We start from the raw sequence: 13,406 nt of genomic DNA, 5'->3' as shown, positions 1-13,406 counted from the left end.
CGCGTGTCAGGCCGTCAGGCGCCGGTGAGCTTGGCGAACGCGTCCTCGAACGCCGTCTCTTCCGTGCTCGACAGGGAGCGGAAGGCGTGGGACTTGGCGGCCATCTCCTCGTCCGGGAGGATCAGCGGATTGTCCGCCAGCTCCTTGTCGATCTTCGCGAGTTCGGCGCGTACGCCGTCGACCGGGCAGACGTAGTTGATATAGGCGGCGATCTTCGCGGCGACCTTGGGCTCGTAGTAGTAGTCGATGAGCCGTTCGGCGTTCTTCTTGTGGCGCGCGTTGGCCGGGATCAGGAGGTTGTCGGTGGCGGTCATGTAACCGGCCTCGGGGACGACGAGCTCCAGCTCCGGGTTGTCGGCCTGGAGCTGGATGAGGTCTCCGGCCCAGGCCATGCAGGCGGCGAGGTCGCCACGGGTGAGGTCGCCGGTGTAGTCGTTGCCGGTGAAGCGGCGGATCTGGCCGCGGTCGGTCGCCTTCTGGAGGCGGGCGACCGCCGCGTCGAAGTCGTCGGCGGTGACGTTCTCGGGCCGTTTGCCCATGTCGAGAAGGGTCAGCCCGACGGTGTCGCGCATCTCGGTGAGCAGGCCGACCCGGCCCTTGAGCCGGGGATCCTCCAGCAGCTGGGAGACGGAGGTGACGCTGCGGCCGCCGGTGGCCTTCTTGTTGTACGCGATGACGGCCGGGATGCCGGTCCACGGGTAGGAGTGGGCGCGGCCCGGGTCCCAGTCCGGATCGCGGAACTCCGCGGCCAAGTGTGTATAGGCGTGGGGCAGGTTGGCCGCGTCCAGGGTCTGCACCCAGCCGAGCCGGATCATCCGGGCGGCCAGCCAGTCGGTGACGCAGATGAGGTCGCGTCCGGTGTCCTGGCCCGCGGCGAGCTGCGGCTTGATCTTGCCGAAGAACTCCACGTTGTCGTTGATGTCCTCGGTGTACTTCACCGTGATGCCGGTGCGGCGCCGGAACTCCTCCAGGGTCGGCCGGTGGCCGCCCTTGGCCTCGTCCATGTACTCGGTCCAGTTGGAGAAGTCGACGCGCTTCTCCTCGGCGGAGTGGTCGTCGGCGGTGCGGTCGGCGCCGGTGCGCCCGGCGGGCGGGATCCCGCAGCCGCCGAGCGCCCCGAGCCCGCCGGTGGCGAGCGCCCCGGCGCCGCCCACTCGCAGCAGGGCGCGGCGGGTGAGCGCCATGCGGCCGCCGGTCATGCTGCGCCGCACCGCGGCGAGCTGCGGGGCGGACAGGCTCTCGGGCTCGTGCCGTGACTCCATACGCTGTGCCCCCTCGGCGAACCGCCGCTCCGTCGGACCGCATCGCTGATCCATCGCCTGATCTCCTCCGCCGGACCGCACTCCCGCGGGGAGAGCGGCGTAGCTCCAACCGGAATCGGAGGCCGATCCTGACAGAGAGCCCCTACTTCAACAAGTGATTCCGTTGTTGCTTTTTGGTTTCTCGACGGATTCGGTGACGACACCCGAGGTTCACCGCCCCCGCCGTCCCGGGCGCTGTCGGTGGCCGGTGCGAGAATCCCGGACATGGAGACGAACGGGGTGGCGGCACCGGTCGCGGCGGACGGCGGCCCGCCCTCGGTCGAGGAGCTGATGGACCGGGCGGCGCGCGGCGAGACCTTCACGTACGTGTATTTCTGGGGCCATCGGCCGCGGCGGGACGGCGGCGTGGGCGCCGGGTGCTTCAACCAGTGGTGGCCCGCGCCGTTCGAGGTGGACGGCGTCGGCTACCCGACCGCCGAGCACTGGATGATGGCCGGGAAGGCGCGGCTGTTCGGCGATGCGGACGCCGAGCGGCGGGCGCTGACCGCCTCGCATCCCCAGCAGGCCAAGGACGCGGGCCGTTCGGTGCGCGGCGCGGACGACGAGCGGGTGGCGGACCCGGGCCGCTGGCGCGGGCTCAATCTGCTGGGCTTCGCGCTGATGGAGGCGCGTCAGCGGCTCATATCGGCCGACGGGACCACCCGCACGACCGAGGTATCCGCATAGCCGGAGTCGTCGGAGTCGTCCGAGCTGTCGCCGTCCGCGGCCGCGGTATAGACGAAGATCATCACCACGCCCGCCACCACGGAGGCCACCCCGAGGATGAGCCCGGCGAGGGCCACCCCGCCGTTGTTCGCCTCGCCCCGGCCCGCCTTGGCACGGCCTAGCACCCCGAAGATGATCGCGAGCACTCCGAGGATGATGCCCAGCACGACGCTGGCGAAGAAGGCCAGACCGATGATGCCGAGCACCAGGGCGGCCGTGCCGGTGCCGTTGTTCGGCAGATACGCACCGCCGGCCTGCCAGCCCTGGGCGTAGCCCGCGCCCGGGTAGGCGGCACCCGGGTAGGCGGTCCCGGGGTAGGCGGGGCCGGGATGGGCGGTGCCCGGGTAGGCGGGGTACGTCGCCGCTCCGGGGTACGCCGCGCCGGGGTAGCCGTAGCCCGGCCCGCCGTACGGAGCCTGACCGGCGCCGTAGGGAGCCTGACCGTAGCCCGGGTGACCGTAGCCGCCGGTGCCGTACGGCGAGCCCTGGTACGCGCTCGGGGTGCCGGGCCCCGTCGGGGCGGGCGGCGGCGGGGGCACCGCGCCCGGCAGGGCCGCTCCGTCCGGCAGCGTCGCGCCGCCCGGCGGCGGCCCGGGTACGGCAGGTGGCGGACCCGGTGCGGGCGGCGGGGGCCCGGGGGCGGCGGGCGGCGGGCCCGGGGCGGGCGGCGGGGACGGGACTGACAGCCCGGTGGGCAGGGAGGTCAGCGTCTGCTGCTCGGCCACCGAGGGCCGGGACGGCGGCTTGTCCAGGGATGTGCGCGGGGCCGGCGGGGCCCAGGGGTCGTGGTCGCGCGGCTCCGGCTGCCGCGGCTGTTCGTGCTGGTCGGGCTGGTCAGCCATGTATCTCCCCCACAGCGATGTCCGCCCATGCTACGGCCTGCGAACAGGGCCCCGCGCATGCACATCTACGATGACCGGAGCCCGCCGACGGCGGCCGTCACCCGGAGGTTTTCGTTGACCGATCTCACCGCCTTCATCGCCGGACTGCCCAAGGCGGAGCTGCATGTCCACCACGTCGGCTCCGCGTCCCCGCGCATCGTGGCGGAGCTGGCCGCGCGCCATCCGGACTCCAGGGTGCCCACCGATCCGGAGGCGCTGGCCGACTACTTCGTCTTCCGTGACTTCGCGCACTTCATCGACGTCTACCTCTCCGTGGTGGACCTCATCCGCGACGCCGAGGACGTGCGGCTGCTCACCTTCGAGATCGCCCGCGACATGGCCCGGCAGAACATCCGCTACGCCGAGCTGACCGTCACCCCGTACAGCTCGACCCGGCGCGGCATCCCGGACGCCGCGTTCACCGAGGCGATCGAGGACGCCCGCAAGGCCGCCGAGGCCGAGTTCGGCACCGTGCTGCGCTGGTGCTTCGACATCCCCGGCGAGGCCGGGCTGCCGTCCGCCGAGGAGACGGCGCGCATCGCCTGCGACCTGCAGCCCGACGGACTGGTCTCGTTCGGCCTCGGAGGGCCCGAGATCGGCGTGCCGCGCCCGCAGTTCAAGCCGTACTTCGACCGCGCCATCGCCGCCGGGCTGCACAGCGTTCCGCACGCGGGCGAGACGACCGGACCGCAGACGGTCTGGGACGCCCTCACCGAGCTGCGCGCCGAGCGGATCGGCCACGGCACCAGCGCCGTCCAGGACCCGAAGCTGCTCGCCCATCTCGCGGAGCACCGCATTCCGCTGGAGGTCTGCCCGACCTCCAACATCGCCACCCGCGCGGTCGCCACCCTCGACGAACACCCCCTCAAGCAGATGGTCGAGGCCGGGGTGTTCGTCACCATCAACAGCGACGACCCGCCGATGTTCGGCACCGACCTCAACACCGAGTACGCGGTCGCCGCCCGGCTGCTCGACCTGGACGCGGCGGGCGTCGCGGCCCTCGCGAAGAACGCCGTCGAGGCGTCCTTCCTCGACGCGCCGGGCAAGGCGCGGCTGGCCGCCGAGATCGACGCCTACACGGCGGTCGCGGCTTGATGACGGCGGCGGGCACGGCCTTCGTCCCGGTCGGCCACCGCGGCGACCCGTACGCCCACCGCGAGAACACCCTGGCGTCCGTCGGCTCGGCGATACGCGCCGGGGCGGGCGCCGTGGAGATCGACGTCCGGGTGACCCGCGACGGCGTCCCGGTGCTCCTGCACGACGCCACCCTCAAGCGGCTGTGGGGCCACGACCGGCCGCTGTCCACGCTGACCGCCGAGGAGGTACGGCAGCTGTCCGGCGGGGGCATACCCACGCTGCGCGACGCGCTCGCCGCGACCGGCCCGGCCCGGCTGCTGATCGACCTGCCCGACGCGTCGGCCGCCCTCGCGGCCGTCGCCGAGGTGCGCGAGGCCGGGGCCGCGGACCGGGTGTACTACTGCGGCGAGCTGTCCGCGCTGCGCCGGGTGCGCCGCGCGGAGCCCGGCGCCGAGATCTCCCTGACCTGGACCACTCTGGCGCCGCCCCGGCCGGCCCTGCTGGCCGATCTGCGGCCGCGCTGGCTCAACTACCGCTTCGGCCTGGTCTCTCCCGGCCTCGTCGAACGCGCCCACGCCGACGGCCTGCTGGTCTCCGCGTGGACCGCCGACACCCGCCGCTCGATGGCGCGGCTGCTGCGCGCGGGTGCCGACGCGATCACCACCAACCGCATCGGCACCCTCTGCGCCCTGGTCGGCGGCCGCCGACCCACGATCTCCTGAAGGAGTATCAGTCCAGCGACGTCATCACGTGCTTGATGCGGGTGTAGTCCTCGAAGCCGTACGCCGACAGGTCCTTGCCGTAGCCGGACTTCTTGAATCCACCGTGCGGCATCTCCGCGACCAGCGGGATATGGGTGTTGATCCAGACGCAGCCGAAGTCCAGGGCCTTGGACATCCGCATCGCGCGGCCGTGGTCCTTGGTCCACACCGACGAGGCGAGCGCGTACTCCACGCCGTTGGCGTACTGGACCGCCTGAGCCTCGTCGGAGAACGACTGGACGGTGATGACGGGGCCGAAGACCTCGTGCTGGACGATCTCGTCGTCCTGCTTGAGCCCGGAGACCACGGTGGGCGCGTAGAAGTAGCCCTTCTCCCCCACCCGGTGGCCGCCCGCCTCGACCTTGGCGTGCGCGGGCAGCCGCTCGATGAAGCCGGTGACCTGAGCCAGCTGGTTGGCGTTGTTGAGCGGGCCGAACAGCACGTCCTCGTCGTCCGGGGCGCCGGTCTTGGTGTCCGCGGCGGCCTTGGCCAGGGCGGTCACGAACTCGTCGTGGATCGACTCGTGGACGAGCACGCGGGTGGCCGCCGTACAGTCCTGGCCCGCGTTGAAGAAGCCCGCGACCGAGATGTCCTCGACGGCCTTGGCGATGTCGCTGTCCTCGAAGACCACGACCGGCGCCTTGCCGCCCAGCTCCAGATGGACCCGCTTGAGGTCCTTCGACGCGCTCTCCGCGACCTGCATACCGGCCCGCACCGAGCCGGTGATGGACGCCATGGCGGGCACGTCGTGCTCGACCATCAGCCGCCCGGTGTCGCGGTCGCCGCAGATGACGTTGAAGACGCCCTGCGGATGGCCCAGTTCCGCCAGCACCCCGCCGATGATCTCGGCGAAGAGCACGGTGGAGGCCGGGGTGGTGTCGGAGGGCTTGATGACGACGGTGTTGCCCGCCGCCAGCGCCGGTGCGAACTTCCACACGGCCATCATCATCGGGTAGTTCCACGGCGCGACCTGCGCGCACACCCCGATGGGCTCGCGGCGGATGATCGAGGTCAGCCCCTCCATGTACTCACCGGCCGAGCGGCCCTCCAGCATCCGTGCCGCGCCCGCGAAGAACCGGATCTGGTCGATCATCGGCGGGATCTCCTCCGACCGCGTGAGCGCGAGCGGCTTGCCGGTGTTCTCCGACTCGGCCGCGATCAGCTCCTCCGCGCGCGCCTCGAAGGCGTCGGCGATCTTCAGCAGGGCCTTCTGCCGCTCGCCGGGGACCAGGTCCCGCCAGGCGGGGAAGGCGGCCGCGGCCGCCTTCATCGCCGCGTCCACGTCCGCCGCTCCCGACAGCGGCGCCGTGGCGTAGGGCGCGCCCGTGGCCGGGTTGACCACCTCCGTGGTGCGCCCGTCCGCGGCGTCCCGGAACTCACCGTCGATGTAGTTGCGCAAACGACGCAGCTCGGTGGTCACGTGCCACCCCTCCTGTCAGCTGTCCGATGGGTGAGACACCACCCTAGTCGCGAGGACGACGTTTTCAACATACCCGCCACACCAGAACAACGGAATCAGTGATCTGACGCCCTTCGAACAACGGAATTCATCGGTCGAGGGTTGCCAGACAGTCGAGGCTCGTGCACAGTGAGCGTCGTGGCCACACCTGACAAGAACGGCACGCCGTCGATCGACTCCGTATCCCTGGCGATCATCGAGCAGCTCCAGGAGGACGGCCGACGGCCCTACGCCGCCATCGGCAAGGCCGTGGGCCTGTCCGAGGCGGCCGTACGGCAGCGCGTGCAGAAGCTGCTCGACCAGGGCGCGATGCAGATCGTCGCCGTCACCGACCCGCTCACCGTGGGGTTCCGGCGCCAGGCGATGGTCGGAGTCAACGTCGAGGGCGATCTCGACCCGGTCGCGGACGCGCTGACCGCCATGGAAGAGGTCGAGTACGTGGTCGTGACCGCGGGCTCCTTCGATCTCCTCATCGAGATCGTCTGCGAGGACGACGACCATCTCCTTGAAACGATCAACAAGCGGATCCGCACGCTGCCCGGCGTGCGCTCCACCGAGAGCTTCGTCTACCTCAAGCTCCGCAAGCAGACCTACACCTGGGGAACGAGATAGCCATGAGCGCGGACCTCTCCAAGACGGCGTACGACCACCTGTGGATGCACTTCACCCGCATGTCGTCGTACGAGAACGCCCCCGTGCCGACGATCGTGCGCGGCGAGGGCACGTACATCTACGACGACAAGGGCAAGCGCTACATCGACGGCCTCGCCGGGCTGTTCGTGGTGCAGGCCGGGCACGGGCGCGCCGAACTCGCGGAGACCGCGTACAAGCAGGCGCAGGAGCTGGCCTTCTTCCCGGTGTGGAGCTACGCCCACCCCAAGGCCGTCGAGCTGGCCGAACGACTTGCCGGTTACGCGCCGGGCGACCTCAACAAGGTCTTCTTCACCACCGGCGGCGGCGAGGCGGTCGAGACCGCCTGGAAGCTGGCCAAGCAGTACTTCAAGCTCACCGGCAAGCCCACCAAGTACAAAGTCATATCGCGGGCCGTCGCCTACCACGGCACCCCGCAGGGCGCCCTGTCGATCACCGGCCTGCCCGGGCTCAAGGCCCCCTTCGAGCCGCTGGTCCCCGGCGCGCACAAGGTGCCCAACACCAACATCTACCGGGCGCCGATATACGGCGACGACCCCGAGGCGTACGGCCGCTGGTGCGCCGACCAGATCGAGCAGCAGATCCTCTTCGAGGGCCCGGACACCGTCGCCGCGGTCTTCTTGGAGCCGGTGCAGAACGCGGGCGGCTGCTTCCCGCCGCCGCCCGGGTACTTCCGGCGGGTGCGCGAGATCTGCGACCGGTACGACGTCCTGCTCGTCTCGGACGAGGTCATCTGCGCGTTCGGGCGGCTGGGCACGATGTTCGCCTGCGACAAGTTCGGCTACGTCCCGGACATGATCACCTGCGCCAAGGGCATGACCTCCGGCTACTCCCCGATCGGCGCGTGCCTCGTCTCCGACCGGCTCGCCGAGCCGTTCTACGAGGGCGACAACACCTTCCTGCACGGCTACACCTTCGGCGGCCACCCCGTCTCGGCCGCGGTGGCCCTCACCAACCTCGACATCTTCGAGCGCGAGGGGCTGAACCAGCACGTGCTGGACACCGAGGGGGCGTTCCGGTCGACGCTGGAGCGGCTGCACGACCTGCCGATCGTCGGCGACGTCCGGGGGAACGGCTTCTTCTACGGCATCGAGCTGGTGAAGGACAAGGCCACGAAGGAGTCCTTCGACGCGGAGGAGACCGAGCGCGTCCTGTACGGCTACCTCTCCAAGGCGCTGTACGACAACGGGCTCTACTGCCGCGCCGACGACCGCGGCGACCCGGTCGTCCAGCTGGCCCCGCCGCTGATCGCGGACCAGGCGCTGTTCGACGAGATCGAGCAGGTGCTCAGGGGCGTGCTCACGGAGGCGTGGACAAAGCTCTGACCTGGCACGGGGGGGGCTTCTTCCCCACCCCGCCCCTTCCCGAACCCAGGGGCTCCGCCCCTGGACCCCGAGCGCGGGGAACGCCGGGCCCCGAGCCCGGGGTCGGGCAGCGCCTCGCACCCGGTGGCCCGGACGCCGGGCCACCGTTCGCGGGCGCATCGCGCCGCGCCCCGAAGGCGCGCGCCCCGGCGCCCGGGGCTGCGTTCGGGGCCCGGCGGGCCCACTGGCGCGGGTTCCGCCGCTGGCCCCCATAGCCGGGGCGCTCCAGGCGCGAGTGCCGCCCCCGCGCCCCACAACAGGGGGCTACCGCTCGCGGGCGCGCGCTCGGCGGTGGGCTTGGCGTCGGGTACGGGAGGGCGCGGGCGGGGCGCCGGGCTGCTGCTCGGCGGGGTTCACCGCCACTTGAGGGCGAACCACAGCTCCATCCGCACGTCCGCGTCGCCCATATCCGCCTCCAGCAGGGCCGCGGCGCGGGCGATGCGCTGGCGGACCGTGTTGCGGTGGATGTCCAGCGCCACCGCCGTACGGTCCCAACTGCCGTGCAGCGACAGCCACGTCCGCAGCGTCTCGCGCAGCGCGGGCGCGTCGTCCAGCGGCGCCAGCCGGGTCCGGCACAGTTCCGCCGCCTCGGCCGGGTCGACCAGGGAGGCTACCCCGCCCCGCCCCGGAGCGTGCCGCACCACCGGCAGCCGCTCCGCGACCGCCCGGCGCAGCGCGCGGGCCGCGTCGGCGGCGCCGCGCGCCAGCGCGTCGGCGGGCACCGGCGCCGCGGCGCCCAGCGTCCAGCCGGGCTGCGCCCGTACCTCCGCCTCCCCCGGGACCAGGGCGCGCAGTTCGTCCCCGTCCAGGTCGACCAGCGGCGTGCCGAGCCCGGCGGCGAGCGCCGCCGCGGCCAGCAGCGCGTCGTCGCCGCCCCGGCCGCGACGCCGCCCGCGTACCACGGTCCACACGTCCGCGCCGCTCAACAGCCCGGCGACATCGGCCGGTTCGGCGCCCAGCAGCAGCCGCACCAGCGCCGTGCGCTCGGCCCCGGCGTCGGCCGTGCGCGGCCCCGTCAGGAGCGCGAGCAGCACCATGGCGACCCCCACCACCGCGGTCTCCGTCGCGTCGCGGCGCGGCGCGCACACCCCCAGGGCGAGCGGCCGTTCCGGCCCGCCCAGGCCGTACGCGCTCAAGGACGCCCCCTCCGCCGTGCCCGCGGCCGAGGCGGGCCCCGTCCGCAGCCGGGCGGCCAGCGAGCCGAGCGCCGCGCGCGCCTCCTCGGGCGGCCGGGGGCCCGCCGCCGCCAGCTCCGCGCCGTCCGGCCCGTACAGCACCGCCCACCCGCCCAGGTGCCGGGCCAGTTGGCGCAGCACGGCGGGTACCGGATGGGGCCGGGCGGCGGCGGCCGCGAGCGACTGCTGCACCTCCGTGATCCGCCGCAGCTCCTGGTGCCGACGCTCGGCCATCGCGTCCCACACGGCGCTCGCGACGGCCGTGAAGGTGGTCTCGCGCGGCACTTCCACCAGCGGCAGCCCGTGCCGGTCGCATGCCTCGGCCAGCGCCCGCGGCACCTCCTGGTGCACCGGGGCGATGCCGAACCCGAGCGCCGTGGCGCCCGCCTCGACCGTACGGGCCACATAGCGGTCCCAGTACGCGTCCGTCGCCGCCGAACCGTGCACCCCGGCGCTGAGCAGCAGTTCACCACCCAGCAGATACGGAACGGGGTCCTCCATCTCGCTCGTGTGCACCAGGTACACCGGCGCCTCCCCGCGCGGCCCGGCGACCTGTCGCAGCCCCAGGCCGGGGTGGTCCAGCAGGACGGCCAGCGGTACGGGCACGGTCGGCGGCATGGCCATTTCCTCCATCCCGGGAACCACGAGTGGAGGAAACGTACACTTCCCGGCTCCTCCGGCGACACCTAAGGTCTCGGTCACCGCCATCGCCCCTGATGAGGAGCCCCGCCATGACCGCTGTCGACTACACGGTGATCGTCGTCTATCTCGCGGGCATGCTCGCGCTCGGCTGGTGGGGAATGCGTCGCACCACCTCCACCAGCGACTTCCTGGTGGCGGGCCGCCGCCTGGGGCCCGCCATGTACTCCGGAACGATGGCCGCGATCGTCCTGGGCGGCGCCTCCACCATCGGCGGCGTGGGCCTCGGCTACCAGTACGGGCTCTCGGGCGCCTGGATGGTCCTCGCCATCGGCTTCGGCCTGCTCGCCCTGTCCGTCTTCTTCTCGGCGCGCATAGCCCGCCTCAAGGTCTACACGGTCAGCCAGATGCTCGACCTGCGCTACGGCGGGACCTCCGGGCTGATCTCGGGCATCGTCATGTGGGCGTACACCCTCATGCTCGCGGTCACCTCGACCATCGCGTACGCGACCATCTTCGACGTGATCTTCGGTCTCGACCGGGTCGTGGCGATCGTGCTCGGCGGGGCCATCGTGATCTGCTACTCCACGCTCGGCGGCATGTGGTCGATCACGCTCACCGACATGGTGCAGTTCGTCGTGAAGACCGTCGGCGTGCTCCTCCTCCTGCTCCCGATCGCCGTCGTCAAGGCGGGCGGCTTCGCCGCGATGAAGGCCGAGCTGCCGGACAGCTACTTCTCTCCCATGGGCATCGGCGCCGAGACGGTCTTCACCTATGTGCTCATCTACTCGTTCGGCATGCTGATCGGCCAGGACATCTGGCAACGCGTCTTCACCGCCCGCGACGACAAGGTCGCCCGCCACGCCGGCACCGCGGCCGGTACTTACTGTCTGGCGTACGCGGTCGCCGGAGCCGTCATCGGTACGGCGGCGAAGGTCCTCTACCCCCACCTCGGCTCCCCCGACGACGCGTTCGCGACCATCGTCAAGGACGCCCTTCCCATCGGCGTCAAGGGGCTGGTCCTGGCCGCGGCCCTGTCGGCGGTGATGTCGACCTCCTCCGGCGCGCTCATCGCCTGCGCCACGGTCGCGAACAACGACATCTGGGCCCGCCTGCGGGGCCGCCCCGCCAACGCCTCGCACGACGAGGTCGCGGGCAACCGCCTCTTCATCCTCATCATGGGCCTCACAGTGGTCGGCATCTCGATCGCGCTGAACAACGTCGTCGAGGCGCTGACCGTCGCCTACAACCTGCTCGTCGGCGGGCTTCTGGTGCCGATCCTGGGCGGCCTCCTGTGGAAGCGCGGCACGGGTGCGGGGGCGCTGGCCTCGGTGGCCGTGGGCGGGCTGACGGTGATCGGGCTGATGTTCTGGAAGGGCATTCTCGCCAGCGAGCCCATCTACCTCGGCCTGCTGGCCTCACTCGTGGCGTACGTGGCGGTGAGCCTGTCCACCAGGCCGACGGACGCGGCGGTCCTGGACGCCTGGCACCGCCGCCTGAGCGGCGCCCCGGCACCCGAGGCCGACCCCGCCCCGGCCAACGCGTAACCCCACCCCCCACCCGCACCACCAGGAAAGGGCACCCCCATGCGCACGGCACAGCGCGAGCGCCACGGCGGCGATCTCGTCGTCGAATCCCTCACCGCGCTCGGCGCGACCACCGTCTTCGGGCTCCCCGGACAGCACGCGCTCGGCGCCTTCGACGCGCTGCGCCGCTCCGGCCTCGACTACGTGGGGCTGCGCGTGGAGAACAACGCGGGGTTCGCGGCCGACGCCTTCGCCCGCGTCACCGGCTCCGTCGCCCCGCTGCTGGTGTCCACCGGCCCCGGCGCGCTCATGACCCTGGCCGCCCTGCAGGAGTCGGCCGCGGCGTCCGCGCCGGTGCTGGGGATCGGCAGCCAGGTGCCGACCCCGGGGCTCGGCGGCGGCCGCAAGGGATATCTGCATGAACTGGTCGACCAGAAGGCGTCGTTCCGCGACATCGTCAAGTCCGTCCACACGGTCCGCTCGGCCTCCCAGATCCCGTCCGCCCTCGCCGCCGCCTGGGCCTCCGCCCTGGAGGCACCGGCGGGCCCGGTGTGGCTGGAGATACCGCAGGACGTGCTGCTCGCCCCCACCTCCGTACCCCCCGTGACCTCGCTGGCGGACGCCGCCGCACCGCGCCCGCTGCCGCCCCGCCCCGAACTCGTGGAGCGGGCCGCGCAGCTGCTGAGCACGGCGGAACGCCCCGTGATCCTCGCCGGAGGCGGGGTCGTCCGCGCGGGGGCGTGCGAGGAACTGCGCGCGCTGGCCGAGCGCCTGGACGCCCCCGTGGCCACGACGTTCGGCGGGAAGGGCGCGTTCCCCTGGGACCATCCCCTCTCCCTCCAGTCCTGGCTGGAGGACCGGCACACGACCGACCTCCTTCAGGACGCGGACGTCCTGCTCGTGGTCGGCTCGGGGCTCGGCGAACTCTCGTCCAACTACCACACGTTCCGGCCCCGAGGTCAGGTCGTCCAGATCGAGGCCGACCTCGGCAAGCTGGAATCCAACCACCCGGCCCTCGCCGTCCACGCCGACGCGAAACCCGCCCTGACCGCCCTGGCCGCCGCCGTCACCCCCCGCCCGGAAAAAACCGGCGCCGAGACCGCGGCCGCCCTGCTGGCCCGCGTACGGCAACGGATCGCGGCCCAGGACCTGGACCTGGAGCAGCGGGTCCTGGGCGCCGTACGGGAGGCCCTGCCCGACGACGCGCCCAGTTTCTGGGACATGACGATCCTCGCGTACTGGGCCTGGTCCGCGTTCGACCCGCGCGCGGGCGCGATGCACTCCGCACAGGGCGCGGGCGGCCTCGGCTACGGCTTCCCGGCCGCCCTCGGGGCCGCCGCCGCGGACCGCACGCGGCCGGTGCTGGCCGTGTCGGGCGACGGCGGGGCCATGTACTCGATCGCCGAACTCGCCACCGCCCGCCAGTACGACCTGCCGGTGACCTGGCTGATCGTGGACGACGGCGGCTACGGGATCCTGCGCGAGTACATGACGGACGCGTTCGGCGAGGCGACGGCCACCGAGCTGGCCCGCCCGGACTTCGCCGCGCTCGCCGAGTCCTTCGGCGTACCGGCCGTGACGACCGCACCCGACCGGCTGCGCACCGACCTGGCGGCGGCGCTGGCCGCCCCGGGCCCCTCGGTCGTCGTGCTCCCCGCCCGCCTGCGCATGTTCGCCCCCACCCACACCGACCGCACCGCGGACGAGGGCTGATCGGAGGAACTGGGCCCGCGCCCGGCCGAGCCTCAGGCACGGGCCCCGGCGGGAGTCCTTACCGTGCCAGTGACCCATTGGCTCCGGCCTCGTTCACCCCGTCGGGGGAGCGGGACGATCGCAGGTAAGGCGA

General features: G+C 72.5%; 11 protein-coding genes. 7 read left to right on the top strand and 4 right to left on the bottom strand.

From position 1 onward, the window contains the following. Positions 1 to 14: 14 nt before the first annotated feature. The gene (locus tag ACZ59A_RS13870; protein ID WP_470957632.1) at positions 15 to 1,262 is read right to left on the bottom strand and encodes a polyamine ABC transporter substrate-binding protein; all 1,248 of its coding nucleotides are present in this window, start codon (positions 1,260 to 1,262) and stop codon (positions 15 to 17) included. A 264-nt stretch (positions 1,263 to 1,526) separates the two neighbouring features. Here ACZ59A_RS13870 and ACZ59A_RS13865 point away from each other — a divergent pair, with 264 nt between their 5' ends. Next, positions 1,527 to 1,988 carry an NADAR family protein gene (locus ACZ59A_RS13865; RefSeq protein WP_470957629.1) on the top strand — a complete coding sequence of 154 codons (462 nt, stop codon included), beginning with the start codon at positions 1,527 to 1,529 and terminating at the stop codon, positions 1,986 to 1,988. On the opposite strand, the gene ACZ59A_RS13860 is transcribed toward ACZ59A_RS13865, so the two are convergent. Next, entirely contained in the window at positions 1,934 to 2,869 is a 936-nt protein-coding gene (locus ACZ59A_RS13860) for a DUF4190 domain-containing protein (RefSeq protein WP_470957627.1), read from the bottom strand. The genes ACZ59A_RS13865 and ACZ59A_RS13860 overlap by 55 nt on opposite strands. 57 nt (positions 2,870 to 2,926) lie before the next feature. Between ACZ59A_RS13860 and ACZ59A_RS13855 the strand changes: the two genes are divergently transcribed. Next, on the top strand, positions 2,927 to 4,003 hold the full coding sequence (locus tag ACZ59A_RS13855) for an adenosine deaminase (protein WP_470957626.1): 1,077 nt from the start codon (positions 2,927 to 2,929) through the stop codon (positions 4,001 to 4,003). After that, on the top strand, positions 4,003 to 4,707 hold the full coding sequence (locus ACZ59A_RS13850) for a glycerophosphodiester phosphodiesterase (protein WP_470957624.1): 705 nt from the start codon (positions 4,003 to 4,005) through the stop codon (positions 4,705 to 4,707). Before ACZ59A_RS13855 ends, ACZ59A_RS13850 begins: the two co-directional genes overlap by 1 nt. A 7-nt stretch (positions 4,708 to 4,714) precedes the next feature. On the opposite strand, the gene ACZ59A_RS13845 is transcribed toward ACZ59A_RS13850, so the two are convergent. Next, positions 4,715 to 6,166, bottom strand: coding sequence for a gamma-aminobutyraldehyde dehydrogenase (locus ACZ59A_RS13845; RefSeq protein ID WP_470957621.1), 1,452 nt, complete (start codon positions 6,164 to 6,166; stop codon positions 4,715 to 4,717). A 177-nt stretch (positions 6,167 to 6,343) separates the two neighbouring features. Here ACZ59A_RS13845 and ACZ59A_RS13840 point away from each other — a divergent pair, with 177 nt between their 5' ends. Together ACZ59A_RS13840 and ACZ59A_RS13835 are read left to right on the top strand one after the other, a co-directional pair. Beyond that, on the top strand, positions 6,344 to 6,817 hold the full coding sequence (locus tag ACZ59A_RS13840; RefSeq protein ID WP_468042363.1) for an Lrp/AsnC family transcriptional regulator: 474 nt from the start codon (positions 6,344 to 6,346) through the stop codon (positions 6,815 to 6,817). Between the two features lie 2 nt (positions 6,818 to 6,819). After that, a complete protein-coding gene (locus ACZ59A_RS13835) occupies positions 6,820 to 8,181 on the top strand; it encodes an aspartate aminotransferase family protein (protein WP_468042361.1) in 1,362 nt (453 codons plus the stop codon). A 392-nt stretch (positions 8,182 to 8,573) separates the two neighbouring features. On the opposite strand, the gene ACZ59A_RS13830 is transcribed toward ACZ59A_RS13835, so the two are convergent. Continuing rightward, complete coding sequence (locus tag ACZ59A_RS13830) at positions 8,574 to 10,013, bottom strand: PucR family transcriptional regulator (protein ID WP_470957617.1); 1,440 nt, start codon at positions 10,011 to 10,013, stop codon at positions 8,574 to 8,576. Between the two features lie 113 nt (positions 10,014 to 10,126). On the opposite strand from ACZ59A_RS13830, the gene ACZ59A_RS13825 reads away from it, so the two are divergent. Continuing rightward, entirely contained in the window at positions 10,127 to 11,581 is a 1,455-nt protein-coding gene (locus ACZ59A_RS13825; protein ID WP_470957614.1) for a sodium:solute symporter family protein, read from the top strand. Positions 11,582 to 11,620: 39 nt separating this feature from the next. Then, on the top strand, positions 11,621 to 13,273 hold the full coding sequence (locus ACZ59A_RS13820) for a thiamine pyrophosphate-binding protein (protein ID WP_470957611.1): 1,653 nt from the start codon (positions 11,621 to 11,623) through the stop codon (positions 13,271 to 13,273). Positions 13,274 to 13,406 lie beyond the last annotated feature (133 nt).

Source organism: Streptomyces sp. NPDC040405, from assembly GCF_055595765.1.
Note: the sequence above shows the minus strand (reverse complement) of the source record. Positions and strands in the feature narration are given on the sequence as shown.

Coding starts and splice junctions, on each gene's coding strand:
- ACZ59A_RS13870 (WP_470957632.1), bottom strand. CDS start 1,262: ATGGAGTCACGGCACGAGCCCGAGAGCCTGTCCGCCCCGCAGCTCGCC.
- ACZ59A_RS13865 (WP_470957629.1), top strand. CDS start 1,527: ATGGAGACGAACGGGGTGGCGGCACCGGTCGCGGCGGACGGCGGCCCG.
- ACZ59A_RS13860 (WP_470957627.1), bottom strand. CDS start 2,869: ATGGCTGACCAGCCCGACCAGCACGAACAGCCGCGGCAGCCGGAGCCG.
- ACZ59A_RS13855 (WP_470957626.1), top strand. CDS start 2,927: ATGCACATCTACGATGACCGGAGCCCGCCGACGGCGGCCGTCACCCGG.
- ACZ59A_RS13850 (WP_470957624.1), top strand. CDS start 4,003: ATGACGGCGGCGGGCACGGCCTTCGTCCCGGTCGGCCACCGCGGCGAC.
- ACZ59A_RS13835 (WP_468042361.1), top strand. CDS start 6,820: ATGAGCGCGGACCTCTCCAAGACGGCGTACGACCACCTGTGGATGCAC.
- ACZ59A_RS13830 (WP_470957617.1), bottom strand. CDS start 10,013: ATGCCGCCGACCGTGCCCGTACCGCTGGCCGTCCTGCTGGACCACCCC.
- ACZ59A_RS13825 (WP_470957614.1), top strand. CDS start 10,127: ATGACCGCTGTCGACTACACGGTGATCGTCGTCTATCTCGCGGGCATG.
- ACZ59A_RS13820 (WP_470957611.1), top strand. CDS start 11,621: ATGCGCACGGCACAGCGCGAGCGCCACGGCGGCGATCTCGTCGTCGAA.